The sequence below is a fragment of the Chitinophaga filiformis genome, assembly GCF_900102545.1.
GTDB lineage: Bacteria > Bacteroidota > Bacteroidia > Chitinophagales > Chitinophagaceae > Chitinophaga > Chitinophaga filiformis.
This window is the reverse complement of sequence record NZ_FNBN01000002.1, coordinates 1,082,100-1,107,864: the sequence shown is the minus strand read 5'-3', so window position 1 is coordinate 1,107,864 and position 25,765 is coordinate 1,082,100. Positions and strand designations below refer to the sequence as shown.

At 45.8% G+C, this 25,765-nt stretch carries 18 protein-coding genes; 9 read left to right on the top strand and 9 right to left on the bottom strand.

Annotated features, from left to right (window positions below):
* Nucleotides 1-2: 2 nt before the first annotated feature.
* From BLR32_RS10975 to BLR32_RS10960, 4 genes are all read right to left on the bottom strand, one after another.
* The gene (locus BLR32_RS10975; RefSeq protein WP_176842236.1) at nucleotides 3-3,248 is read right to left on the bottom strand and encodes a SusC/RagA family TonB-linked outer membrane protein; all 3,246 of its coding nucleotides are present in this window, start codon (nucleotides 3,246-3,248) and stop codon (nucleotides 3-5) included.
* A gap of 315 nt (nucleotides 3,249-3,563) precedes the next feature.
* On the bottom strand, nucleotides 3,564-4,775 hold the full coding sequence (locus BLR32_RS10970) for a FecR family protein (protein WP_176842235.1): 1,212 nt from the start codon (nucleotides 4,773-4,775) through the stop codon (nucleotides 3,564-3,566).
* A gap of 76 nt (nucleotides 4,776-4,851) precedes the next feature.
* Nucleotides 4,852-5,523, bottom strand: a complete 672-nt coding sequence (locus tag BLR32_RS10965; RefSeq protein WP_089831524.1) for an RNA polymerase sigma factor — start codon at nucleotides 5,521-5,523, stop codon at nucleotides 4,852-4,854.
* Between the two features lie 138 nt (nucleotides 5,524-5,661).
* Nucleotides 5,662-8,556, bottom strand: coding sequence for a triple tyrosine motif-containing protein (locus tag BLR32_RS10960; protein WP_089831522.1), 2,895 nt, complete (start codon nucleotides 8,554-8,556; stop codon nucleotides 5,662-5,664).
* Between the two features lie 285 nt (nucleotides 8,557-8,841).
* Between BLR32_RS10960 and BLR32_RS10955 the strand changes: the two genes are divergently transcribed.
* A complete protein-coding gene (locus tag BLR32_RS10955; RefSeq protein WP_089831520.1) occupies nucleotides 8,842-10,062 on the top strand; it encodes a family 16 glycosylhydrolase in 1,221 nt (406 codons plus the stop codon).
* A gap of 104 nt (nucleotides 10,063-10,166) precedes the next feature.
* On the opposite strand, the gene BLR32_RS10950 is transcribed toward BLR32_RS10955, so the two are convergent.
* A complete protein-coding gene (locus tag BLR32_RS10950; RefSeq protein WP_089831518.1) occupies nucleotides 10,167-12,518 on the bottom strand; it encodes a GAF domain-containing protein in 2,352 nt (783 codons plus the stop codon).
* Between the two features lie 88 nt (nucleotides 12,519-12,606).
* Between BLR32_RS10950 and BLR32_RS10945 the strand changes: the two genes are divergently transcribed.
* The 3 genes from BLR32_RS10945 to BLR32_RS10935 all read left to right on the top strand — a co-directional run bounded on the left by BLR32_RS10945 (nucleotide 12,607) and on the right by BLR32_RS10935 (nucleotide 15,705).
* Nucleotides 12,607-13,116, top strand: a complete 510-nt coding sequence (locus BLR32_RS10945) for an RDD family protein (protein ID WP_089831516.1) — start codon at nucleotides 12,607-12,609, stop codon at nucleotides 13,114-13,116.
* 91 nt (nucleotides 13,117-13,207) lie between these two features.
* The gene (locus BLR32_RS10940; protein WP_089831514.1) at nucleotides 13,208-14,230 is read left to right on the top strand and encodes a serine hydrolase domain-containing protein; all 1,023 of its coding nucleotides are present in this window, start codon (nucleotides 13,208-13,210) and stop codon (nucleotides 14,228-14,230) included.
* 77 nt (nucleotides 14,231-14,307) lie between these two features.
* Nucleotides 14,308-15,705, top strand: coding sequence for an aminopeptidase P family protein (locus BLR32_RS10935; protein WP_089832156.1), 1,398 nt, complete (start codon nucleotides 14,308-14,310; stop codon nucleotides 15,703-15,705).
* A 63-nt stretch (nucleotides 15,706-15,768) separates the two neighbouring features.
* On the opposite strand, the gene BLR32_RS10930 is transcribed toward BLR32_RS10935, so the two are convergent.
* The 4 genes from BLR32_RS10930 to BLR32_RS10915 form a co-directional block, all read right to left on the bottom strand.
* A complete protein-coding gene (locus BLR32_RS10930) occupies nucleotides 15,769-16,296 on the bottom strand; it encodes an anthrone oxygenase family protein (protein WP_089832154.1) in 528 nt (175 codons plus the stop codon).
* Between the two features lie 20 nt (nucleotides 16,297-16,316).
* Nucleotides 16,317-16,616, bottom strand: coding sequence for a c-type cytochrome (locus tag BLR32_RS10925; RefSeq protein ID WP_176842234.1), 300 nt, complete (start codon nucleotides 16,614-16,616; stop codon nucleotides 16,317-16,319).
* A 148-nt stretch (nucleotides 16,617-16,764) separates the two neighbouring features.
* A complete protein-coding gene (locus tag BLR32_RS10920; RefSeq protein WP_089831510.1) occupies nucleotides 16,765-17,361 on the bottom strand; it encodes an inclusion body family protein in 597 nt (198 codons plus the stop codon).
* Nucleotides 17,362-17,766: 405 nt separating this feature from the next.
* Nucleotides 17,767-18,012, bottom strand: a complete 246-nt coding sequence (locus BLR32_RS10915; protein ID WP_089831508.1) for a hypothetical protein — start codon at nucleotides 18,010-18,012, stop codon at nucleotides 17,767-17,769.
* Nucleotides 18,013-18,398: 386 nt separating this feature from the next.
* Here BLR32_RS10915 and BLR32_RS10910 point away from each other — a divergent pair, with 386 nt between their 5' ends.
* The 5 genes from BLR32_RS10910 (at nucleotide 18,399) to BLR32_RS10890 (ending at nucleotide 25,758) form a co-directional block, all read left to right on the top strand.
* Nucleotides 18,399-19,157 (top strand): translocation/assembly module TamB domain-containing protein, encoded by a 759-nt coding sequence (locus BLR32_RS10910; RefSeq protein ID WP_089831506.1) that lies wholly within the window; start codon nucleotides 18,399-18,401, stop codon nucleotides 19,155-19,157.
* A 136-nt stretch (nucleotides 19,158-19,293) separates the two neighbouring features.
* Nucleotides 19,294-19,887, top strand: a complete 594-nt coding sequence (locus BLR32_RS10905; protein ID WP_089831504.1) for a TetR/AcrR family transcriptional regulator — start codon at nucleotides 19,294-19,296, stop codon at nucleotides 19,885-19,887.
* Between the two features lie 205 nt (nucleotides 19,888-20,092).
* Nucleotides 20,093-20,692: a TetR/AcrR family transcriptional regulator gene (locus BLR32_RS10900; RefSeq protein WP_089832152.1), complete on the top strand. Its 600-nt coding sequence runs from the start codon at nucleotides 20,093-20,095 to the stop codon at nucleotides 20,690-20,692.
* A 529-nt stretch (nucleotides 20,693-21,221) separates the two neighbouring features.
* On the top strand, nucleotides 21,222-22,256 hold the full coding sequence (locus tag BLR32_RS10895) for a LacI family DNA-binding transcriptional regulator (protein WP_089831502.1): 1,035 nt from the start codon (nucleotides 21,222-21,224) through the stop codon (nucleotides 22,254-22,256).
* Between the two features lie 538 nt (nucleotides 22,257-22,794).
* A complete protein-coding gene (locus tag BLR32_RS10890) occupies nucleotides 22,795-25,758 on the top strand; it encodes a SusC/RagA family TonB-linked outer membrane protein (protein WP_089831500.1) in 2,964 nt (987 codons plus the stop codon).
* The last annotated feature ends 7 nt before the right edge of the window (nucleotides 25,759-25,765 follow it).

Here is a 25,765-nt window from a genome sequence, read left to right as displayed (position 1 = left end):
TTTTATAAGTTTACTTTAATACCACCGGTAAATGTCTTCATCGGCGACAGGTTGAGACCTCCGGATTCCGGATCGAAATCACGGAATTCCTTTTTCGTGAAAGTCAGCAGGTTCTGACCCTGTGCAAACAGGGCTACCTGTTGCAGATGTATCTTCTGCAGCCATTTTGATGGTAGCTGGTAAGAGAAGGAAACATTCTTCAGGCGCAGGAAAGGAGCGTCAGAATATGCCAGTGTACTGTTCCTCGCATATAATCCCCAGCCCAGGTAGCTGAAAATGTTCTGACCATACTTCGGAATGTCCTTTATATCTCCTGGTTTCTGCCAGCGGTCCAGCGCAACATTTACCAATTGATTACCCATAAAACCAGGAGGGTATAAACCATTCAGCAATGGATTTTTAACAACGTGCTGTTCAAACTGGAACAGAAAATCGAGCGTCCAGTTTTTGTAACGGAGAGAGTTCTGGAAACCTCCAAAATATTTCACTGTCGGATCAATAAAGGCGATCCGCTGGTCAGGCGTCGGCACACTCTTACCTTCACTGTTGATGAACCTGTAGGTGCCTGTCTGAGGATCTACCCCCGCATACTGGTATACCCTTGTAATGCCGAGCGGTTTACCGATCATGAAGTTTGGATCATTAGGGCTTAATCCCGGAAATTCATTGAGCTTATTACGTGGTAATGATATATTCAGGAAACTACTCCATTCGAAGTGCTTGCTTTTTATATTGGTGGTATGCAGTTCAAATTCCCATCCTGTGTTTTGAACCAAGGCAGGCAGGTTACGTTGAATAGAACCGAAGCCTGTTACGGCCGACAATTGGTAAGGAAGCAACTGATTATTACTGCGGTTCTTATAGTAAGAAGCGGTAACCAATATCCTGTCGTTCAGGAAACCAAGGTCAATAGCGCCTTCTATTTTACGGGTAGCTTCCCATGCCAGATCCGGGTTGAACAGGGCCGTTGGCTGTAATCCTTTATCGCCCTGGTAGCTGAAACCTAAAGATTTGTAAAGATCCAGGAAGGCATAGTCTCCGACATTATCATTACCGGTGGTACCGTAACTACCTCTCAATTTACCAAAGCTCATGAATGGTACCAGCTCTTTTATTGCCTTTTCTTCTGTGAAGATCCATGCACCGCCGGCAGACCAGAAGAAGTGAAACCTGCTGTCAGGGCCAAAACGGCTGGAACCATCGTAACGTCCGTTTAAAGTAAGAATGTACTTATTGGCCCAGTTGTATTTTACCCTGCCGAAAGTGGCCGTATATTTATTTTCATTGTCGCCAAAATCTTCAACAGTAATGGTAGCTGCCGCCTGTGGATTTTGCAGCAATGCATCACTGGCATAGCCTACTCCTCTCTGAGTCAGGTTGTCGTTCCGTTCGTGCCGGAAGGTAGCCCCCAGCAATGTCTCAAAATTGCCTTTACCAAGTCCGAAGTTATAGGTGATCTGTGGTTCTATGTTCCAGCTGTTGTTAGTGCCATTCCTGTATCTGGCAGAGGCTACCGCTCCTGCTGACCTGTAAGGATTGGAAATGGAGAGGGGATTGCCTACATATTCCCGCTGTACCACATTCTCATAGCCTGCTGCTACTTTTACATTCATTCCTTTGATCACCTTATAGCCAATCGTCACATTCCCGTTCAGATGATTGGCACGCCCCAGGTATGGTTGCTGCAGGGCTGCAAACGGATTATCGAAGGTGCCGTTTTCCCAGTTAAGTGTTCCATCCGGATTATACACTTTAGGCGCATCCGGCGCAAGATTCCTGATGTTGAATGTAGGATCAAGCGGCGTAATATTGTTTGTATTGGATACATACAACCCACCCGCGTTTATACTTAATCTTCTGTCGTTGCTGGTGCCGGTAATACTGAAATGAGCAGACCCTTTTTTCAGTGCGCCATCTGTTGGCATAACCGGTGTTTCGCGGTGATAACCACCACCAACCAGGTATTGGATATTGTCTGTTCCGCCTGTTATACTTCCCTGCACGTCTGAAGTATGTGCATTGCCTCCCAGTATTAGTTTCTGCCAGTTTGTATACCGGGTGGTATCCCAGGTGCCATTCACATCATAGTCAAGAAAGCCGGGTTTTGCATTATCGTTCGCGAATGCTTCATGACGCATCTGCAGGTATTGCTGCAGGTTCATATATTCCGGCATACGGGTGATCTTACTAATACCGGTATAGGCGGTAAGATTCACCTGGGTACGTCCTGGCTTTCCCTTTTTGGTCGTGATCAGGATCACGCCGTTTGCACCACGGGAGCCATAAATAGAGGTAGCGTCGGCATCTTTCAACACCTCAATACTTTCAATATCTGCAGGGTTCACCAGGTCAAGCAGGTTGCCCTGTGCCAGTGCACTGTTCACTGAACCGGCAGTACCTCCTTTGAATGGCACTCCGTCAATAATATAGAGAATGTCATTCCCTTTCGCAATTGAATTCGTTCCGCGCAATTGCACACTCACAGCGCCTCCCGGCATACCAGTCGTCTGGTTGATCACCAGGCCGGATACCCTTCCTGATAAGGCCAGCAGAGGATTGCTCACAGGGTTTTTAGCAATATCTGCTGCCGTAACAGTTGCCACATTACCGGTACTGAGACGTTTGGTAGTCGTACCATAAGCAATCACCTGTACCTGGTCCAGTTCACTGGTGGAAGGTTTCAGATAGATGAATGTCGGATTCTTAAGACTTACCGTAGTCGTTTTTACGAGGTATCCTGTATAGGTGATGGTCAGTTCTGCATTCTCCATACCATCGTCCACCTTTAGTTCAAAATACCCGCTGGCATCAGTTGTTGTACCTCTGCGGGAGCCCTTTAACAGCACTGTTGCTCCGGGCAGTCTTGTTCCCGAGAGATCGACAACCCATCCCTTCACCAGCTTGGGAGGATCGGCAACTGCGACAGTTACCGGCGCTACCGGGAGAAATGATTTGGGGTCCCTGGTAATGACAATCACATTATTGAGGATGGAATAAACAAGCCCTTGTTTGGCGAGTAAGGATGGCAGGAATTCGCTGATCTCCTGATCTTTTACGTTAATATCCACCGGATGAGTATTAGCCAGGAGGCTAGGGCTGGCGAGGAATTCGCGCCCTGTCTGTTCACTGATGGCTTTAAAAATATCTGCCAGCGCCGCCTTTTTTTTGCTTATCGTCACCTTCTGCGCATAGGTGGATCCACTCACGTGAAGCACCGCCACAAGGATAAGCGGGATGACTAATTTCATAATCATGACAATTTTTGAAAAAGGAATTGGCATACCTTTGCCAGGTACAATATTTTTCATACTTGTACATTTAGGGATTTACTGATTAAATGACGTAAGAGACATTAATGAAGTAGTCCTGTGGCAGGACCTCAATTGCAGTTGAGGCCCTGCCTTTTTTACCAAGGACTTACTACAGCTGTTCATTGTTCTGTGCTGATGCTGATGGTTGTTTTCCTGTTTTCTACATACGCTGATTGGTTGTTGATGTTTAGATGTTTGATTGATGGTGTCAAGAAATGCTTAACCTGATTTTATTGTTCTGTTCCCCTATAATTATTTTTTCGGTCCTGGTATTACACTGATATGATCTCCTTCAATCCTGAAATGCACTTCTCCTGTCGCCTCCAGTGTTTCCAGCAATGCTTTGGCAGTTACCTTACGGGATAAGATGCCCTGGAACTCTATATTGTCAACGTTCCCTTCATAACGTATATCTACATCATACCATCTGGCCACCTGTCGCATGATGTTCTTAATACCTGTCCGGTTGAAACGGAACTGCCCGTTCTTCCATGCCAGTACTTCAGACAGGTCTGGCCTGGATGTTTTAAATGTCTGTCCCTCCGGTGTAAGACTGGCCTGTACGCCGGGCGTCAGTACTGTTGTTGCATCGCCTGCCGTCACCTTTACCGATCCGCTTACCAACGTTGTACGGATGGCATTTTCGTCGGCATAAGCCATGATGTTGAAACCTGTGCCCAATACATGTACATCAAGTCTGCCCGCTTTCACGGTAAAGGGTTTGGCGGCGTCAGGGGCAACCTCGAAATATCCTTCTCCGGTCATTTCCACCTTTCTCTCAGATCCGGTGAATGCCGTAGGATAGCGTATGGATGAGGCCGAATTCAACCAAACCTTTGATCCATCTGGTAGTGTCAGTTGGAACTGTCCACCCCGCGGAGTGGACAGTGTGTGGTATTGAACATTGTCCCCTGTCCTCATATAAGCGATAGCGCCGCTATCTGCTTTAATGATCGTAATACCACCCGGCACGGCAATGTTGCCGTTTGCCTGCTTATCCAGTATAATTTGCCGGCCATTTGCCAGTGTCAGAATTGCTTTGTTACCACCCGGTTCCAGCACAGCACTTTCTGCTATGACTGCCGGTTTAGGTTGTTGTGTACGCATTAACCATATGGCACTGCCTCCTATTACAAGTAAGGAAGCCGCCGCGGCCCACCAGTAATTACGTTTCCTGATCCTGCTGATAGTAGCTTCCTGTCTGTTACTTTCTGCCATGGCACTTACTTCTGCCTGGTAGTAGGCCGTCAGCCGGCTATATATATTATTGACAATCTCTTTATTATCATAGACGGGCTCCTGTACCTCCATCAGTACCGCTTCATGTGCACTTGCCAGTTGTTGCAATTCCTCTTCACTCGCTTCCCCGAGAAACCATTGCCGGAATTCGGCTGTTTCCTCGGCTGTAACTGTCTTTCCTTCCGCCAGTTTCGTAACGTGTATTATGGCCTCAGATATATTCATATATGACATATACGTATAAAGACGGTAGATGAATCCGAATTTTCACCGGGACAGTAAGAAATTTTAAAAAAAGTGCTCAGGGCTGAAAAAAGAGTATGAGAAGAAGGAGGGTAAAGCTAATGCCGTTCTTTGCCAGGTAGTCTTTGAGGTAGGTAGTAGCCTGTTGTAGTGATTTATGTACTCCGCCTACAGACATGCCCAGCATATCTGCAATTTCCTGTATGGTCATTTCATCTCTTGTACGCAGCAGGAAGATCTGGCGTTGCTTTTCGGGGAGTGTATCCAGGGCTGTACGGGCAATGGATTCGTATTGGTCAGTGATCAGCTTATCGTCTGCACTGTAATGTGGCTGTACATAATCCTTGCTGTATCCTGCCTGTTTCTGTATTAATGCCTGCTGGGCCTTCAGGAAGTCATTGAGCGCATTCCTGGCCATGATGAATACATAATTCTTAAAAGAACGTACTGTTACAAGCAGTTCCCTTTTCTTCCAGACCTTCAGGAATACTTCCTGGCCTATTTCTTCGACATCATGTTTGTCTGCCAGGTACACCTGCAGGTAATGCAATATAAGAGGAGAATATGCTTCGTAAAGGCGCGTAAAGGCCTGCCAGTCACCAGCTGCAACATTTTCGAGTAAATTTCTTTCCTCTTCTTCTGCTATCCGTATATGAACAATAGATTCTGGCAATGACAATTGTGGTAAAGGCGTAAAACACAAATATAACCGTTTCCCATTGGTTTTCATGTATCAAGTTGAAAACCGGGGCAAGGCCACAGCATTCAACAAAACGATATCATTCGCTACGATCAGCTCCGTAGGAGCGGCCTTGTTTGTAGCGCGGGGTTCAACCCCGGGGAACAAAACGGTTTTCACAAAACGTCCTCATTCGTTGGGCGCGCCCGTTACAGCTATCAGGAAATCATATAAACTGGTATCTGCCGGCAGCTCCAGTTTCTTCCGCAACCGGTACCTGCTGGTCTCCACACCCCTGACAGAAATACCCAGCGATTGGGCTATTTCTTTCGTAGTGAGATTAATGCGCAGATAAGCGCAGAGCTTGAGATCGGTTGTGCTCAGATCAGGATATTTGCGCTTCAGTGTAAACAGGAAATTGTTGTGCACCTCGTCGAAGTGCCGGGAGAACTGCTCCCAGTCTTCGTCATTATTTTCTGCTTCCTCAAAGAGCCTTAATACTTTTTTAAATAGGTTGTCAGGCGGGTCTATCTTTTTTATTGCCACCAGTAATTCCTCTTTAATATTCGATAACACTTTGCCCCGGTGCAGCAGATACATCGTGGCAGTAGCCAGCTCTTTATTCTTAAAGCGGACCTCTGTGGTGAGTTTCTCATTCTGAAGACTGATCAGCTCCTTTTCCCGCTGTTCTTTTTCAAACTTATGCCGCAATATCAGCTGCTCCTGTTTCTGCTGGTAGCGGCGTTGCTGTCTTACAAATTTTCTTTTCTGTGAAATATAAGCCCCCAACAATACAGCTAATCCCAGTAGTACATATCCGCTTCTGGCGAGTGTAGTCTGATACCAGGCCGGCTGTATGCGGAAGGAATACGCAGCAGCCGGGGATACGTTGCCCAGGTTGTCTTTTGCTCTTACTGAAAAGGTATAGTAACCATAAGGCAGGTTGGTATAATCCTTTTCTGTTTTAACAGACCACTCGCTCCATTGCTGATCAAAACCAGCCAGCTTATAACTGTATTCAATAGTATTACCCTGACTATATACCGGCGACGCATATTCGAAATGGAAACCGGAAAAGGCATTGGGCATTGTTTTGAAAGAATGTTTTCCCAGGGGATGATATCCGCCGAATAGCAGACTGTCCGCCTTTCCATGGGCGCTTACCTGACTAATGAGCACCAGCGGTTGCTCTCTTGTCTGCCGGTAATGTTTATAGTTAATATGGAACATGCCCTTTTCTGCCCCTACAAAAATATTCTCATCATTATAAGGATACAGGAACTCAAAGCCATTGACGATCTGTCCTTTTAGTTCCGGGAAATGCACGATGCTATACGCATGCTCCGGTACAGGTTTGTGAAAATCTATCACGCCGGGCATCTTATCAGAAATGAACCAGATATTCCCTGATGCATCTTCCGACAGGTATTGAACGCTGGCATCTTTCAGAATGGGCGACAGCCAGTGGGAGGGAACAAACCGGTCCATGGCTGCGTCATATTCATATGCACCTGCCTGTGTAGCTACAATCATCCTGCCCTTGATCCTGAACACAAAATTGTTGTAGTCTGCCGGTAAGCCGTTCTTTTGGGTGTATAATGTATACCGCAACATCGTATCCTTGTCGATGTACATGCGGAATACGCCCCGGTATGGATGGGACGCCCAGATGATGCTGTCGTCTTCCACCGTCAGAAAGCGGAAGGACTCAAACAATCCCTTTACCGGTCGTCCGGCCGACAGGCCGTTTCCTTCCTTACGCATTACTTGCAATCCGTTATAACAGCCTGCTACCAGGTAAGACGACAGCGGTTGGAATAACCAGCACCCCGTCCGTCTGGACAAAGGAACGGCGGTGCCACCCCTGATCTCAAAAGCCCCCTCATGGTGCCCCATCAGCAGGTGATGCTCTACCTGCGCAATGCTCCATACCTGTCCGGCGGTATTGTCTATCTGCCGGAAATGGCTCTCCAGGAAGCTGAGGTCCCGCTGTTCGCCCAGGGGAGTACTGAATACACCATCCGAAGTACCGATATACAATTGTTTGTCAAAGACGGTAGCTCCGTAGGTGGTGAGATAACGTTTATTATCAGGCAGGATCTGTTTGATGGCGGTATTATACCGTATCATATCAATGCCATTGTCCAGTGTCAGCCAGATATTCTTTCCGGGGTCGGTAAAGATCTTGAGCACACCGTTATGTTGTAGCCCTTCGGCCACGGTAAACCGCTGGATCAGCGCTCCTGTTTCCCGGTGTATAATATAACAGCCGCCGTAGGAGGTCCCGATCAGCAGCTGTTTGTCTCCCCAGGGGCGTACGCAATAAATTTGGTTTTGGATGAAAATAGGGGTGGCATTACTTGTAAAAGGGAAGAGGCGTCCCTGGTGTAATTTGAAAATGCCATTTTTCAAAGTGCACACCAACAGGGTGTCATTGTCATTCCCTTTGGCCGTTCCTATGATCTCTCTGATCAGTAAGTGCCGGTCAGCAACTTCCTTACAGACTGGTTGCCAGGTATTGTCTTTGAATTGCATCAGCCCCTTACTCGCATCCTGGGCATATAATCTGTTGTTGGCGCGGCATAACATCTGCCATTGCATGGTGCCAGGATATATATGCAAATTGTGATGGTCATAATAAAATATCTTGGTGCTACCCCTGAAAAAGACGCCGCCATTATAAAAGACGATGTCCCAGATATCCGCAAACTGATCCTTCCGGTCCCTGACGGCTGGTTTGAGGGAGGTATAACGTAATACGCCATCTGCATCTGCCAGGTAGTACCCAAAATCGTCCTGTGCGCCTACATAGATACGTCCGTCTTTATCCACCTTCACAGAGCGCAGCCGGGTATGATTGGGAACTGGTAGCAGTTTCCAGGAATGACCGTTAAAGGTCATCAGCCCTTCATTGTTGGCGAAATAAAGGATACCATTTCTGTCGATGTCCAGGTCCCATGTTTGTCCGCTTCCCGGGTATTGCTGCCGGGTATAGTTGACAATAGGTGGTAAACCAATGATCTGTTGTGCCAGGTTATCACTTGTCCATAGGATAGACAGTACAAGCAAAATAAGCTTGTTCATTTTCCATAACGTTTTACTAAAAATATGAATATTATGGTTTGAAGTAGTGCTGACGTAAAGAATGTTTATTGATAATCAATCGTCTGTCTTTGTCTTGTAGTAGATTAGACGTAGCCCTGAAATGAGGGGACATGAAAATTAAGTCCATCTTTGCCCTGATCCTTTAAATAACCTGTTTCCGCGTTATAACATTTTCCTGTCTACGGATGGACCTTGGGTTGTCACCCATTCCGGTAGCAAGAATGCTGTATGCGGGAACAATGAAAACCGGAATTTCTTAAAACTATGAAAAAACAAACCTTCTCCGGGCTCCTGAGCCTCCTGTTGCTGGCCACCGCCGTAACATCCTGTACAAAAGAAAACCAGGCCGGACAAACGCCAAAACTCTCTGCCAATGACAAGACCGTAGGTGCTGTAGCAGCTAAGTCTTATCAGCTGGTATGGTCTGACGAATTTGACGGTACCAGCCTGAATACCAACAAATGGGGGTATGAAAATGGTAACCTGGGCGTAAACAACGAAAAGCAGTTCTATCAAACCCAGAACGTAGCCGTTACCGGCGGTAACCTGGTGATCACTGCCCGTAAAGAAACTGTACAGGGACAGCCTTATACCTCCGGCCGTCTGAACAGTAACGGTAAATTCTCTACACAATACGGCCGTATCGAAGCCCGTATCAAACTGCCAGGTGTACAGGGCTTATGGCCTGCTTTCTGGATGCTGGGCAACAGTATCAGCACCGGCGCTGGCTGGCCGGCTTGTGGTGAGATCGACATTATGGAACAGGTAAACACCAGCAACACTGTGCTGGGTACTATCCACTGGTGGAACACGGCGTATACTTATTATAGCCGCAGTACCACGACCTCTGTGACTGACTTCCACGTTTATGCAATAGAATGGGATGCTTCCTCTATTCACTGGTTTGTAGATGGTGCCGAATACAACGTTGCAAACATTCAGAATAACATCAACGGTACAGAAGAATTCCATGCACCGTTCTTTATCCTCCTGAACGTTGCCGTAGGTGGTAACCTGCCAGGCAATAACATCAATGATGCGGCGCTGCCTGCTTCTATGCTGGTGGATTATGTAAGGGTATATAACATTACCCAGACACCTGGTGGCGGTGCGCCGATAGGCACTACTATCTCTATCAAAGGTAACAACGGTTCTTTCGTGAGCGGCGAGAACGGTACGCAGGCAATGAACTGTAATCGTCCTACTGCTCAGGGTTGGGAACAATTCACCATCGTTGATGCTGGTGGTGGTAAAGTAGCGCTTCAGAGCATGGGTAAATACGTGTCTTCTGAAAACGGCGTTCAGGCAATCACCTGTAATCGTACTACCATCCAGGATTGGGAGAAATTCGACTGGATTGACAACGGCGATGGTACCTTCTCTCTGCGTGGTAATAACGGCGCTTATGTTTCTTCCGAAAACGGTGTACAGGCAATGACCTGCAATCGTCCTACTATCCAGGGCTGGGAGAAGTTTACCTACTAATACTACATTCCTGGGTGACCCTATAATACATACTGGTTAATTACTCCTCCATTACAAGCACTATCCTATGGCAATTGCTGTAGGATAGTGTCGTTTCAGGGCGGTTAATGAACAATGTTTACCCGGATCGCCTTTAATCCCGATACCCCCTGCAGATCCTCTATATCAAACTGTTCAATATCGTCTCCCAGTATCATACGTGATTGCAGGGTCTTAATATATCGGAGGTATTCCTGAGCTTCCATATCGCTGGAAAAAACGATGGTGATCTTCCCCGACTGGGTGATCCGCTCAGTAGTATCTTTAATAAAGGCCTTGTCTATCCGTTTCTTCACGATCTCAAACCGCGCATTATAACTCCCGTCCACATCAAACCTTTTCTCGTCCATCCGGAACCGGATGGCGATCGTGGCGTTGTACACGAGGATCAGGGAGGTAACATCCAGGGGATAGGGGAGTTCGGCTTTCAGCCGATGATGCGCTATTTCCATTTCGCAAAGCGTCTCTAACTGCCATAAACGGAGGTCGTACAGCTTTTGAAGACTGAACTGCAGTTTAGGAGAGATGGAGGCCCCTATATACAGGTTATGTTCTATACCGTCCGTCTTAAACCGCTCGTAGTAGTGAGGGAACAATACCTGGGCAATGGTCTGATTCCGGTCAATCACATCAGACAACTTATTATTGATAGTGGAAATGGTTGTTTCATACTTCCGCCGTTGTAGATGGAAGCTGCCTTTTTCCTTGTCAGTTTCAGCGAAGTAGGCCTGCACCCGGTGATCGGTGGCATAACGTTGTAAAAGCGGATGCACTTCATTGTTCAGGTAAGCGGTGACATATTGTTCCGTACCCGCTCTCAAAGGAAAAGTCAATTCAACCAGGTATTCCCGTAACTGCTCCTGTACCTCCCGGAAGATATCTGTCTGCTGGGAAGGAGCATCTGCTGTCTGAGTCCTGCCGGAAGCCTCTTCTCCCGCCATTGCATATGCCGGATTACTTAGCTGTTTTATTAAGGAGCAGAGTGTCTTAATTTGTAATTGCAGATCCTGCTGTACACTGGCATTACGCACCTCTGAAGAGCCTTTAATATCGATCTGTCCATACAGCGGGTATACGTCCGGAAATACGATCTCCTGCAGTTCATAATCTTTCCCAGTCTCCCGGTGGGCGATCAGCTGTTGCACCTCTTCCCTGAACTTCCAGTATACACTGCTGTGAATGGCTGTATATTTCTCCTGTATGACGGCCTGCACCTCGTTCTGTAGTTCTACCAGCAGCCTTTCCATCGTATCTGTGAGGAAGGGCATGACTACTTCCAGCTTGTTCGCATTGATGCTGTTCAGTTCTTTGGTGCGGAGAGAAAGCAGTTCCAGTACGCCTAACAGTTGCCCGTTTTTAACCACGGGCGCCAGTATAAAGCTTTTGATCCCCTGTTGGTGGAAGTAATTACCCAGCATATTCTCCGGATCGGATGCCACAAATTCGCTCACATCAGAAATGGCAAAGTATTCCTTCTTTTTTACCAGGCAGTTATAGGAGCTGGAGCACAATAACATGTGGGCCTCCTTATGGCTTTGTCCCTGCACAATGAAACTGGTCATATACTGGCTGAAAGGATCACTGGCGGTAAACTGGTCTTCCTCCTGGTTGTAAAGTGTAAAACCGACCTTTATATCAGGTATACGGTAAATGGAGCGGAAGATGGATTGCATGTTTTCTTCAAAACCTGCGGCATTCAAACCCAGTAATCTCTCCTTGAAGATGGACACAGCATTCTCTACCGTGGCATCATACAGGGTCATAATGGCAAAGCCCTTCAGGATCCAGCTTTCCTTCGGGAATTTTGATTGCCAGAGGGCAAGATCCTCATAGCTGTTCAGTAAAAGGTCTATATCATCAGCAGTTAGTGTAACCGCCCTTTCGGTAGGTACGATATCCAGGTAATCGGCATTGTATAATATCCGGTAGTGTTTAATGACGCCATCTGCCGTAGGGATGTCATAAAACAATGGTCTGCTGAAATCAAGCGTTGTACCATAGAATTCATTCAGGATAAGACAGCAGCTGAGTACATAGAACTGGTGTGCATCAAAATCCCTGATGTTGAATGAAAAGTCGGGTCCTGCCGCTTTGAGTATATTCTTAAAACGTTCGGTATGATTGAAGATAAGATCTGTATAAGGAAGATTGATCGCTTTGATTTCATTCATGGTCAATTCCTGTGGAAAGTAACTGGCCAGCAGGCGATGAATGAGATCCTGGTTCTTCTCGATCTGCTCATAGGTGGTCAGGCCTTCTACCAGTTCAGGGCATTGCGCTACTTCGGCCAGCAAGGCTTTTGCCCGGATGGATGATTCTCCCTCCGGCCCGGACGCCTGTTTTTCCAGTTCTTCAACAATATGGAAAAAACTCAGCTGTATCTGGAATGGACTGTCTGGAAAGGAATGCCGCTTCATGTTGTTATAATCTTGATCTTACCAGCATAAAATTAGCTATAATTTATTAGCTTCAGGCAACACCATTTTAACCCGTTTTATTTTGAAAATGATTATCCGCCGCGGCCTGGCCGCTTTCATAGATTATTCCTGTATCATACTATATGCGATGCTGCTATTGGGCATTGCCGTGTTAGTGGGACTCCCGGATGTTGTACTTCCTCCTGTTGCAGGACAATTGCTTGGAGTGCTTACGCTGACCATACCCGCTGTAACATGTTTTATTCTTTGGGAGAAAGGGCCTTATAAGGCCACTCCCGGGAAAAGGATCATGGGCTTAATTGTGGTCTGTGACAAGCCCCTGCAACGTACTCCTGGTGTGATCTTCCGTAATATGATGAAGTTCCTGCCCTGGGAAATAGCGCATGCCGGTTTACACTGGTTATTTTACTATGAGCGCATGGGCGTAAATATCCCTTCATGGGTGATGGTGTTGCTGATAATGCCACAGGTGATTGTATTCGTGTACCTGTTGAGTATATTACTGGACAGGAACGGCAGAAGTTTGTACGACAGATGGTCGGATACCCGGGTGATATATAAAGCGAATGCCGTCTGATAGAAATATTTTTTGCGGTAGATGAACGAATGCTGATAATTAATTCGAACTTGCATATCATTAAAATCTCACCGCATAAATATCCAATCCAATGACCCGGCGCATCCTTTTCCTCATTGCCTTCCTGAGTGCTTTCAGTAATTTATTTGCACAACAGAAAAACATTTCCCGCAAGCTGGATTCCCTGCTTACAGCCAGTACTAAAACTCCTTTTAATGGTGTGGTCGTCGTCAGCCGGGCAGGGAAAACGCTCTATAGTAAGGCAGCAGGTTATGCCAACTTTGAAAACAAACAACTGGTTAACTGGGACACCGAATTTATCATCGGTTCCATCAGTAAACAGATCACAGCTGTAATTGTACTACAGGAGATGGAGAAAGGACATCTGCAATTGAATGATCCTATTCATAAATACCTGCCCGACCTGCCGGAAAAATGGGCTGATACGGTAACCATCCATCATCTGTTAACACATACACATGGTATTACGGCACTTGATAAGCCGCTTGCTTTTACACCCGGTTCCCGGTTTGCATATGGTTTCATCAGTTATGATCTCTTATCACAAATAGTAGAGAAAACATCCGGCCGGACTTTCCCTGATCTTTGTATGGCATTGTTTAAACAGTGTGGTATGCAGCATAGCTTCCATCCGAGAACGAAACAATACAAAGATCTGGCGCAGGGATATACACTCAATAAAGAAGGCCAGCCACAAAAAGAGGAAAGCATACTGGACGTTTTTGCCGCCGCAGGCGGATTGATCTCTTCGGGAGATGATCTGGTAAGATGGAATAACAGTCTCCATGGTGGTAAGTTGTTGTCAGACAAGACGTATCGCCTGATGATCGCTCCGAAGGAAAATGCTTTCAGAGAACATCTTACACTGGGAACGATAGATTATGGTTATGGTATTACTACTCCAAGGCAGACCACTGTTCCCGAGCTGGCCATGACAGGTGTAGCACCTGGCTTCATTTCTATGAATGTGTATTTCCCTGCTTCAAAAACAAGTTTAATTGTACTGGAAAACATCGCAAGGAATATGATGGATCTTAAACAGAGTTTTTACTATCATGAGCAGATCCTGAATATAGTGAAGGCAGCACAATAGCGCCAACGCCTGATTTTTTATTTTGAGTAAACGAAATTAGACAACGAAGTACTAAATTCGTGGCTGATTATAAGACTATGCATTTACATCTGTTTGATAAATCCGTTTATAGTACGCGCAGACAAAAGCTCGCAGCGCAGGTTGGCAAAGGTATCATCCTGTTGATGGGGAATGAGGAGAGCAGCATGAACTATGCGGATAATACCTATCCTTTCCGCCAGGACAGCACCTTTATTTATTATGCTGGTATTGACATTCCGGGATTAGCAGTCATACTGGATACAGAAACAGGAGAGGAGACACTCTTCGGGAGAGAAGCCGGTATAGACGATATTATCTGGACAGGCGCATTGCCTTCATTGCAGGACTTAGCAGCTGTAGTGAGTATAGCAAAAACACGTCCTTATGCACAACTGGCAGATGCATTAAAGAGTGCACAGACATCCGGTCGTCGTATACACATCCTGCCGCCTTACCGTCCTGAGAACAAGATAAGGTTATCAGAATGGTTACAGCAACCTGTTGGTGGTCTGCAACAATATGCTTCCCTGGAACTGATCAAAGCAGTCATCTCCCAGCGGGCAATCAAAGATGAACACGAAGTAGCGGAACTGGAGAAAGCGGTTTCTATCAGCGCTGATATGCACCTTGCCGCGATACAGTATACAAAGCCAGGCATGATGGAATATGAGATCGCTGCTAAGGTAGAGGAAGCAGCGCTTGCAGCCGGCGGACGTTTATCGTATCCTACTATCCTGACCATCAACGGACAGATCCTGCATAATCACTTCCATGGCAACCGGGTAGCAGAAGGTCATATGATACTCTGTGATGCCGGTGCGGAAAACGTGATGCATTATGCAGGTGACCTGACCAGGACCTTTCCTGTAGGTAAACAGTTCACTAGCCGTCAGCGGGAAGTATACCAGGTAGTATTGGATTCGCTGGATCATGCCGCGGGCCTGCTGAAACCAGGTATACAATATAAAGAAGTACATACACAGGCCAGCATAAAACTGGTAGAAGGGTTGAAAGCACTGGGCCTCATGAAAGGTGATCCTGCGGAAGCAGTAGCTGCCGGTGCACATACCTTGTTCTTCCAGTGTGGTCTTGGCCATATGATGGGATTGGACGTACACGATATGGAAGATCTGGGAGAACAATATGTAGGCTATACCGATACGTTAAAAAAGAGCACGGAATTTGGATGGAAGTCTCTACGCCTGGGCCGTGAACTGCAACCCGGATTTGTGCTGACCGTGGAACCAGGTGTATATGTTATTCCTGAACTGATAGATCGTTGGGTAGCTGAAGATAAACTCAGTAACTTTATAGATTATAAGACGGTGGCTGCTTATCGTGATTTCGGAGGTATCCGCATAGAAGATAACTACCTGATCACTGCAGATGGTAGCAGGAAGCTGGGAAAAGATCTGCCGAAAACAATTGCCGCGATAGAGGCATTACGACAATAGACTAACCCATTCATTTATAGCGAAGGCGTCTCCTGTAACGGAGGCGCCTTTTGCATTAATAGACTATCGGTAAACAACCGGCGGACGTGTTGTCTCTGCCGCCGGGCTAAGGCAAGCCAGAACGATCAGCACAAGTGCTATTACACCAGCAACAGTGCGGATGATATTCAGATTGTTCCAGGGCACTTCAAACCGGGCCCTTTGGGTCGCCAGCTCCTGTACAGAAGCAGCCGATAGATTAAAGGCATCCAGTGCATTATTCAGGGGCACATTACCGAACATAGTTACTCCAAAGGTACCTGCCAGATATACAACAGATGCCAGCAGTAATAACCAGAAGCGTGCGTTCAGTTCAGGTCCGTAATGCAGCCAGGTGCTCAAAGGTAATAAGAAAGCAGTGCCCATGAAGCTCATGAAAAATACAGGGTTCAGAATGGCTCTGTTGATCTGTTGCATGGCTTCAAGATAGGTACTGTCAGATACCCGGGCCAGTCCCGGTACCACAGAGCAGGACCATGCATAAAACAGGCCGCTGATCAGCGCCGTGGTGGTAGCTGTAATGATTAATACAATGTGGGAGATGGTATGCATGTTTGTTGTTTTTACAGGTGTCATATTGCAGGTTTTCTAAGGGTTTTGATATAAGCAGATAATTCATCGATCTGGTCTGGTGTCAGTTTCTTCTTAAAAGGGGGCATAATCCGTTTCCCGTTTCTGATCTGCAGGGCAATGGCAGTATCGGGGAGCAGGCTTTTCTGCAGGTTCTTAGCCCCAAACATTCCCCTTGTGCCGTCGGCTCCGTGGCAGCGGGCACAGTGATGATCATAGAGGGCTTGTCCTTCTCCGGTATGCCGGGTGCTAAAGCCGGTAGTAATAAGGAACAGGAGCAGTGGGATTAAAATAATGTACATGGTCCGTTTCATCTTTTTTTATCAAAATTAGATGCCCCGGGGAAGGAAAAATAGAACAAATCCGTCAGCAACGGATATAAAAAAGCAGTCCCGCATAAACAGGACTGCTGTAATAAAACTTTCAATATGTGCTATGGTGTAAACTTGACTATTGTACATCGATCTGTGGATCCCACCAGAAGTAATCGTAGAGTACCTGGTTTTCTGCTGTATCATCCAGTGTATACAGGGCAATTTTCATCTTGAGTTGTTCTTTACCCTGGTTGGCCACCTTACTATCGTATGAGAAGAAGGTCACCGGTTGAACTGTTGGAGGCAGGCCATCCTGACTTCCAGGATTAGGCAGCACTGCACCGGTTCTGGTTTCCATTGTTGCATGGAAAGCATTAAATACGTTGACACCATTCAGTGATGATACATCATAGAGAATAACGGCAGACTCTGAATTGCCGGAAACAGTCATAGCGTGGAAAGAAACCCAGTCGCCCACATTTGCCTTGAATTCGAGATTAGCAGGGTCATTACCGATATTTCCTACATAGTTCTCGATATTACACAACATGGTAATGCCTTCGTGATGGTTAAGACCAGTGGGATTGTCTTTACTGGCGTTAGGGTTCTTTGGGTAAACTGCAGTAATGGCGTCACTATCAACGATGACCATTACGTTGACGATAGTAGATGCAGAGGCCTTTTCCAGTTTTCTCTGCTTTGGGTGGCTGGGAGCTTGCGCTGTGCTTGACATAAAATATGGTTTAATATATTACCTACTCTGTTCTGGCTTTTCGGTATCCGCCATGGAAGTACATATATGTATGAGTGATACATATCAGATAAAGAAATACTGATCATCCGCCGAAGGCGGAAGCAGGTATAAAAAGACATGAGAATAGATCGCCCTCTTCAGGGTTCAATAGTGATCTGTAAGGATATGTCCTGGTTATTTAATGGTATACTTTATAGATTGTTAAGTGGTGCATGGTGTTCTTCATAGTTGTTTTGGTAATTGAGGTCTGGAGGTAATGTAAGTATCGGTTACTTGAGTTAGTAAGTTTTTTACACTGTTAGATAACAGCACTTGTTTTCGTTTTGTTCGATAAAAAAAAAGAATTTATTAAAAATAGGTATAGGGAATTATTTTCATTCGTTCTTATTCCCTGCTGGGCGTGACCTCATATAACCTGCTGGCAATCTCTTGTTCCAGCGCCATAGAAAGGTCTGTTGCTACGTCCCCGATAGGCGCATATCGCAATGTGTCTTCGTCCCAGGCAAAGATGTATGTCTCGCTGCCATTAAAACTTACATTATAACGTTGTTCATCATTAAATGAAAAAGGTTCCGCTTTCACCATGTATGGAACTCCGTCAACCAATAAGTTGAATGATAATTTCTTCATAGTTATCCTTTTCGGGATTTGCCACAATAATCAGACCTTACTGGCAACCCCTTCCATTGATAGGAAAATTATTACTGTGATAAGTAACGACATATTTCCACACTGTGTCTGTAAAAAGTGACAGCGCAACAGATTGGCTGTATAAATAGCTCGCTCCATAAATGAGTAGTTCTCTTCTATCGCATTAATAATAATGCTGTTATGAGTTGTTGCGGTACGAAAATTGTATGATTGATACCAACCTGAAATACCAGCTAAGACCCGTATTAAAACCATATGTCACAAAGAGAGTCAGTAGCACTTACTGTTATTTCCGGGGGCAAACATATCGAATTGTAAAACCTTCTTACCTCTATTTTATTGGAAACAATTAAACCAATTAACTCATGAAAAAATCTTTTTTTCAGTTATGCGCAGCTATGACCCTGGTTGCTGTAATGTTTGCTGCATGTTCTAAACAAAGCTCCGATGAAACTGTGGCACCACCAGCGAAAGATGGTAAAGCCACTGTTGATTATCAGATCCAGGCAGTCAATCCTACAGGATCAGTAGCGGCAGATGCCGCAGGAAAAGAGCGTCTCGGCAGAATTATGAACGATCCGTCTGTAGCTTCCTTTCCGTCGCTTCGATTTGATTTTACCTGGGATAGTATTAAGATAAGATTCAGGGAACTGAAATTCGAAGCTAAAAATGGTCCGGATGAAATTAACCTGAGTGTTAAAAGTGACAGGTTTATTGACATCCTCGACAGCACTGAACTGGGTAGCATTATGTTGCCTTTAGGCAACTTCCAGCAGGTAAAATTGTATGTACGTGTACAGGGCGATACAGTTAAACCTGCCTTCCTGATGAACGGAAGGATCACCTGGCGCGGAACTGATATTCCTGTTATTGTGATGGTAACCGGAAAGGTTGAGCTGACCGCCACAGGCAAAGATGTATCAATCGGTACAGATGGTATAACCTTCGATGGTAAACTGAAACTTGACCTGAACCTTGTAATGACCAAACTGCAGATCGGAGACTTTACAGGCTCCTTCACCGGTGGTAAACTTGTGTTGAAGATCGATGCTGATCTCGATTCCAACAACAAGCTGAAGGCAGCGCTCGAAACAAGTATGTCAGTTGAGCATACTCCACGTTAAGATAAGTCATGTTACAAATAATATAACCATGTGGTAAAAAGGGGAAGGCCGTCCACCTGATGGTGGACGGCTTTTTAAAATAAATTTGTCAGATAAGACTACTTAGTCTATTTTTATGCCGGTTAAATTAACGTAAATGAAGAAGTCGGAGAGGACGAAGCAGTTCATTATAGAACAGGCGGCGGACTTGTTTAACGAGAAAGGGATTGCAGGCACTTCTATAGACGAGATCCTGCAGGCATCGAAAGTAGCAAAGGGATGTCTTTATGGACATTTTCAGAGTAAAGACGAATTAGCCTACGCCAGCGCAGAATTCCTGCTCGACAAACTGACAACTCACAGAAACCGTTTAATACAGGAGCAGAAAACAGCTATAGGAAAGCTGACTGCTTTTGCAGAAGTAAATGCAAACCCGCTGGATAGTTCTTTTATACATGGCGGATGTCCGATCCTGAACTTTGCCGTAGACGCAGATGATACGAATCCGGCTATCAGGGAAAAGGTGCAATCCGTTGTCAGCCAGACCATCAAAATGCTGACCGGCATTGTGAAAGAAGGCGTAAAGGCAGGAGAACTTTCCCCGTCTATTAACGCAGATGAAATGGCGGTGAAAATGTTTGCAACAGTAGAAGGGGCAACAATGATGTCCCGCGTAACGGGTAGTCCGTTACCAATGAAGACAGCAGTGAAAGCAATGAAAAAAGAACTGGCGTCGTACAGTCTTATCTAAACTTGCCTTATTAACGTAAACAGCCTTAAGAATGGCTGTTTTTTTTCTTCCCATAAGAGACTAAACGGTCTGTTTTTAAGTAATGAGAATGCGCTTCATGTGAATGGCCCGTACGCTTAGGCGTATGGAACCAGCAGGGATGCCCATGCCTTTTTACAACAAAATTTACCGGGTAGCCGGCAATAAACCGATAATAATAATTGTTATGGGAGTTAAAGAAAGAAGGCTTCGTCTGAAAGAAGAAAGCCGCACCAATATTCTGGAAGCTGCACTGAGCATCGCCAAAGCGCGTGGCTGGCAGGCCGTAAGCATGCGGAAAATAGCCGAAATGATTGAGCATACGCCACCAGTGATATATGACTATTTCCTGAACAAGGAGGCCATCCTGATGGACCTCGCCAGAATGGGATTTGCACAACTGGCCGGGAATATTCACAGGGCACAGCTGGAACATGATCTGCCGGAGAAGCAGCTGGAAAGCATGTGGACGGCATACTGGGATTATGCATTCGCAGAAAAGGAACTGTACCAACTGATGTTTGGTATAGGTACCCAGGGATGCTGCGATGACAGTAATATGCCCGAAGTGGAAGCGCTTGCCACCTTGTTTGTAAAAGTGATCAGGCATATCATGCCGGCAGATCAGCAGTCCACGGAACAGGTGTCTGCAGTATACTTTGGTATGTGGGCAACCGTACATGGTCTCATATCCATCAATCTGGTATATAAACATAACACCGGAGATTTAAATCAACAGGTGTTACAGCATGTTGTCAGAAATGTAACAGCATCACTGGCAGATTGATTTTTTTGTCTCATCTCTAACATCATTATCAAGTCTAACACCGTCAATACAAGATTTATGAAAGTGAACATTTTTATTGCCCTGGTGGTACCACTGTAAGTGGCTTTATCGGTCGCATACTTAGAAAACAGGGCAGCCTGGTATCACCGGAAGATCCTATTGCGCTTACGAACCCGTCTGATATATACAATGTTCATGTGTATTTGCTTTGGGTGAAACCCTTGTAGATAGCATCCGTCTTTTACACTTCCATATCGCTATACCGTCATTTCCATATCATTTCACCGTCATTTCTATATCGAACCGATATACATATGCCGGTAAAGTGATATCCAGATGACGGTATAGCGATATGGAGATATAAAAACTTCACCGAACTCACAAGGGATACAGGTCAGGAAAAGATGGAAAATCTGTGATGTTTTAATGGGAAAATGCGGGTATCAGGTTGCTTAGATGCAGAAATCAGCACCTGCGTTCGACAAAATTTGACTAATTTGCCCGCTCAGCCTATCTAAACAACTTTAGCATGGACCGCGTCGATATCAAAAGGTTAGCAGAAAAACTGAACTTATCTACCTCAACAGTTTCCAGGGCCTTCAGGGGCAACAGTGACATTAATCCTGAAACAAAGGCCAGGATCCTTTCCATGGCGAAAGAGTTCAATTATCAGCCTAACCACCACGCCAGTAACCTGCGGGAAAAGAAGAGCAAGACAATTGCCATCATCGTACCCGAACTGGCCAATAACTTCTTCTCCCAGGCCATCCACGGCATAGAACGTGTGGCGCGGGAAAAGGGCTATCATACGCTGATCTATGTGACGGATGATGAATACCAGAAAGAAGTAACGTTCATCGATAAGCTCTATAATGGCCGTGTGGATGGGATTATCATGTCGGCTTCCGGGGAGGCAAATGACCACCAGTACCTGAACAGGCTCGATAACAAACATATCCCCCTGGTGTTCTTCGATAGGGTATACGACGACATCGATGTGCCTAAGGTTACTACAGACGACTACGACAGCAGTTTTGCCGCTACCCGTCACCTCATCGAAATGGGTTGTAAGGAGATAGCATTCCTGGTGATCAATAAAAGCCTGTCTATCGGTAATGTTCGTATGCAGGGCTACCGCGATGCCCTGAAAGATGCAGGGATCGAATACGACACACAGCTGGTAATAGATTGCACCAATGACTATGACCAGAACTTCGCCATCCTGTCGAAGGTACTACCGGAACGGCGCCCTGACGGGCTACTGGCGTCTGTAGAGCGTCTGGCCATCTCCAGCTATTATGTATGCCATCACCTGGGTATCCGGATCCCGGAAGATATTAAGATTGTCAGCTTCTCCAGCCTGGAAATAGCCTCTTTGCTGAATCCTGCATTATCCACCATTACCCAGCCGGCGTATGACCTGGGAACGAACGCCGCGCAACTGCTCTTTAAAGCCCTGGAAGGTAATAGTCCGGTCAATGATCATGTCGTTTTAAGTTCGAAACTCATCCCCAGAACATCCTCTACCGGTGTAAAAACAATACCCGAAAACGAAGAAGAGTAAAATCGAAAGGAAGTGAAAGCAGTATCTCGTCACTTGTTTTATGTCGATTTTCTTTTAATTAGCTGTACTTCAATTAATTGAGCTTTGTTTGACTTATCATGTCAGGCATTTCCACTATCATTTTTTAACTTTTTTTTAAAAAAAAGTATTTCGGAATGTTACATTATTCGGGAAATACTCTACTTTAGCAAAAGTGTTCCACGTTCCGGGAACGTTCCCGGAAATGAAAAACAAAAGCAAATGAATCCTACGTAGAGAAAAATTACAGCATTTAAACAGTCCGGGCGACGGCATCAGGGAGGGCAGGGTAACCGGTCATTCCACAAAAAGGGACAAGTCGCCGGAAAGTAACTATTGAACTTCCGGAATAATTTCCGGGCCACGGAAAACAGGGACACTTCAGTACCCGGTTTCATTGCAACAACAAAAATTCATAGTCGTTGAATCCAGCCGGATTCGACAGGGGGGAGCTTTTGCTTAAAGGGTCCTGCGGCGAACTATTGTGAAACAAATTTCTTATCAACTAATCAATCGATCAATGAAAAGAACACGCTTTGCCAGTTTTGTATTTCTGCTGTGCTTTGTGTTGATGTCCTTTTTTACCTATGCACAATCGGGCAGTATTAGCGGAAAAGTGACAGACGAAACAGGGCAGCCTATTCCCGGCGCCACCGTCTTCATTAAAGGCACCAGCAAAAATGCGACTGCCGACGCACAGGGTAACTTCACCATCACAGGTGTTACTCCCGGCAATATGGTCGTAGTAGCCCGTATCATGGGTTATGAAACCTTTGAACTACCCGTTAATGCAGGCAACAGTACAGCGCCACTTACCTTCCAGTTAAAGGCAGATACCAAAGGCCTGAACGAGATAGTTGTGGTGGGTTATGGTACACAGAAAAAGAGCGACCTGACAGGCGCTATCGCTGTTGTTTCTACCAAAGATTTCAACAAAGGACCATTATCATCTCCTGAACAGCTGATCACCGGTAAGGTGCCTGGTGTGCAGATCACCTCCAATGGTGGCGCTCCCGGCGCAGGTAGTACCATCCGTGTACGTGGTGGTGCTTCACTGAATGCTACCAACGATCCGCTGATCATCGTAGATGGTGTGCCCCTGGATAATAACAATGTGAGCGGACAGTCCAACGGCCTGAGCCTCATCAATCCGAATGATATTGAGACCTTCAACGTACTGAAAGACGCTTCTGCTACTGCCATCTATGGTTCCCGTGCATCCAATGGTGTGATCATCATCACCACGAAGAAAGGTCGTCTGGGAGATAAATTCCATGTTTCCTTCAGCTCTACCAACGCAGTGTCTAAAGTAACCAGCTATTCACCGGTACTGACTGCGAGTGAGTTTACTGATGTGGTAAAGGCCAATGGTACGGCTGCACAGATTGCGCTGCTGGGAAAAGCTAATACCGACTGGCAGAAACAGATCTATCAGTCTGCACTCAGCTCTGACAACAACCTTGCGCTGAGCGGCTCCTGGAAGAAATTGCCTTACCGTATTTCTGTAGGCTATCTGAACCAGGACGGTATCCTGAAAACTTCCAACCTGGAAAGAAAATCTGCCAGCATCAACCTTTCGCCCAGTTTATTTGATGATCATCTGAAAATAAACATGAACGTAAAAGGATCTCTTGCAGACAACCGTTTCGCTGACCAGGGTGCTATCAATGCGGCTATCGCTTTCGATCCTACCCAACCTGTACGCACCGGTGGTAAAGACTTTGGTGGTTACTACGAATGGCTGTACAACAGTAAGCTCTACGACCTGGGTACCAAGAACCCGCTTGCGATGCTGGAACAGAAGGTCGATAAATCCGAAGTAAAAAGAAGTATCGGTAATATCCAGTTTGACTATAAATTCCACTTCCTGCCTGAACTGCGTGCTAACCTGAACCTGGGTTACGACTACCAGAAAGGAGAAGGTAATACCAATATTCCTAAATACGCTGCATTGGCTTACTACAATGGTACCGGCGGTTCCTACAAGCATTATTCACAGGAGATGAAGAACAAACTGCTCGACTTCTACCTGAACTATGCCAAAGACCTGAAGGGAATTAAAAGCCGTGTGGATGTAATGGCGGGTTATTCCTACCAGGACTTCATCATCGCTACACCTGGCTATCCTGTAAAGGATGAAGCAGGCGATACCACCACTGCTGCCGGTAACTACAGCGAAGCACAGCATACACTGGTATCTTTCTTCGGCCGTTTGAATTATACCTTCAATGAGAAATACCTGCTCACTTTCACCATGCGTCGTGATGGTACTTCCCGTTTCCGTGACCACTGGGGTAATTTCCCTTCTGTAGCTTTTGCATGGAAACTGAAAGATGAAGCTTTCCTGAAAAATTCCAAAGTGCTGTCTGACCTGAAACTGAGACTGGGATACGGTGTGACCGGTCAGGAGAACATTGGTGTTGGTAAAGAATATGCAGCGCTGTCCCGTTATACTTATGGTGATGCAAACTCTTCTTACCAACTGGGGGATGCTTTCTATAAAACGTTACGTGCTGCTGGTTACGACCAGAACATTAAATGGGAACAGACCGCTACTTACAACGTAGCATTGGATTACGGTTTCCTGAACAACAGAATCTCCGGTAGTGTAGACTTCTACTATAAAAAAACTACCGACCTGCTGGCTGATGTAACTACACCTGCTGGTACGAACCTGACCAATACCCTGTACACCAACATCGGTAGCCTGGAAAACAGAGGTGTGGAATTCATCATCAATGCTACACCGGTAGAAACCAAAGACTTCCGCTGGGATGCAGGTTTCAACATCACTTACAACAAGAACAAAATATTGTCCCTGTCTAAAGCAAAGTCTGATACTTCTGTAGGTATTGCTACCGGCGGTATCAGCGGCGGTACGGGCAACACGATACAGATCAACTCTGTAGGACACCAGATCAATTCTTTCTATGTATACAAACAGGTGTACGACAAAAACGGCAAACCGATAGAAGGTGTATATGAAGATACCAATGGTGATGGTGCGATCACTTCTGATGATAAATACCGTTACAAGTCTTCCAATCCGCTGGTATACCTGAGCTTCAACTCACAGTTCAATTACAAAAAATGGAACCTTGGTTTCAGCCTGCGCAGCAACCTCGGTAACTACATCTACAACAACCAGGCTTCCAATAACGGATCTTACAAGACTTTCCAGAACAGTAACTACCTGGCGAATCTGTCAAGGAGTGTGTTGGCAACTAAGTTCGCCACCACTCAGTACTGGTCTGATTACTACGTGGAAAATGGTTCATTCCTCCGCATGGATTACATCAATCTGGGTTATGACTTCGGTCGTCTGATGCATGACAAGGTAGGATTACGCCTGAACTTCAACGTACAGAATGTATTTGTGATCACTAAATACAGCGGTCAGGATCCGGAAGTGTTCAGCGGTATAGATGATAAGTTCTATCCCCGTCCACGTGTGTATTCTTTAGGTGTTAACCTTGATTTTTAATTAACAA

Coding starts and splice junctions, on each gene's coding strand:
- BLR32_RS10930 (WP_089832154.1), bottom strand. CDS start 16,296: ATGCATACCATCTCCCACATTGTATTAATCATTACAGCTACCACCACG.
- BLR32_RS10950 (WP_089831518.1), bottom strand. CDS start 12,518: ATGAAGCGGCATTCCTTTCCAGACAGTCCATTCCAGATACAGCTGAGT.
- BLR32_RS10935 (WP_089832156.1), top strand. CDS start 14,308: ATGCATTTACATCTGTTTGATAAATCCGTTTATAGTACGCGCAGACAA.
- BLR32_RS10900 (WP_089832152.1), top strand. CDS start 20,093: ATGGGAGTTAAAGAAAGAAGGCTTCGTCTGAAAGAAGAAAGCCGCACC.
- BLR32_RS10945 (WP_089831516.1), top strand. CDS start 12,607: ATGATTATCCGCCGCGGCCTGGCCGCTTTCATAGATTATTCCTGTATC.
- BLR32_RS10890 (WP_089831500.1), top strand. CDS start 22,795: ATGAAAAGAACACGCTTTGCCAGTTTTGTATTTCTGCTGTGCTTTGTG.
- BLR32_RS10910 (WP_089831506.1), top strand. CDS start 18,399: ATGAAAAAATCTTTTTTTCAGTTATGCGCAGCTATGACCCTGGTTGCT.
- BLR32_RS10960 (WP_089831522.1), bottom strand. CDS start 8,556: ATGAACAAGCTTATTTTGCTTGTACTGTCTATCCTATGGACAAGTGAT.
- BLR32_RS10970 (WP_176842235.1), bottom strand. CDS start 4,775: ATGAATATATCTGAGGCCATAATACACGTTACGAAACTGGCGGAAGGA.
- BLR32_RS10955 (WP_089831520.1), top strand. CDS start 8,842: ATGAAAAAACAAACCTTCTCCGGGCTCCTGAGCCTCCTGTTGCTGGCC.
- BLR32_RS10895 (WP_089831502.1), top strand. CDS start 21,222: ATGGACCGCGTCGATATCAAAAGGTTAGCAGAAAAACTGAACTTATCT.
- BLR32_RS10915 (WP_089831508.1), bottom strand. CDS start 18,012: ATGAAGAAATTATCATTCAACTTATTGGTTGACGGAGTTCCATACATG.
- BLR32_RS10975 (WP_176842236.1), bottom strand. CDS start 3,248: ATGAAATTAGTCATCCCGCTTATCCTTGTGGCGGTGCTTCACGTGAGT.
- BLR32_RS10940 (WP_089831514.1), top strand. CDS start 13,208: ATGACCCGGCGCATCCTTTTCCTCATTGCCTTCCTGAGTGCTTTCAGT.
- BLR32_RS10920 (WP_089831510.1), bottom strand. CDS start 17,361: ATGTCAAGCACAGCGCAAGCTCCCAGCCACCCAAAGCAGAGAAAACTG.
- BLR32_RS10925 (WP_176842234.1), bottom strand. CDS start 16,616: ATGTACATTATTTTAATCCCACTGCTCCTGTTCCTTATTACTACCGGC.
- BLR32_RS10965 (WP_089831524.1), bottom strand. CDS start 5,523: ATGAAAACCAATGGGAAACGGTTATATTTGTGTTTTACGCCTTTACCA.
- BLR32_RS10905 (WP_089831504.1), top strand. CDS start 19,294: ATGAAGAAGTCGGAGAGGACGAAGCAGTTCATTATAGAACAGGCGGCG.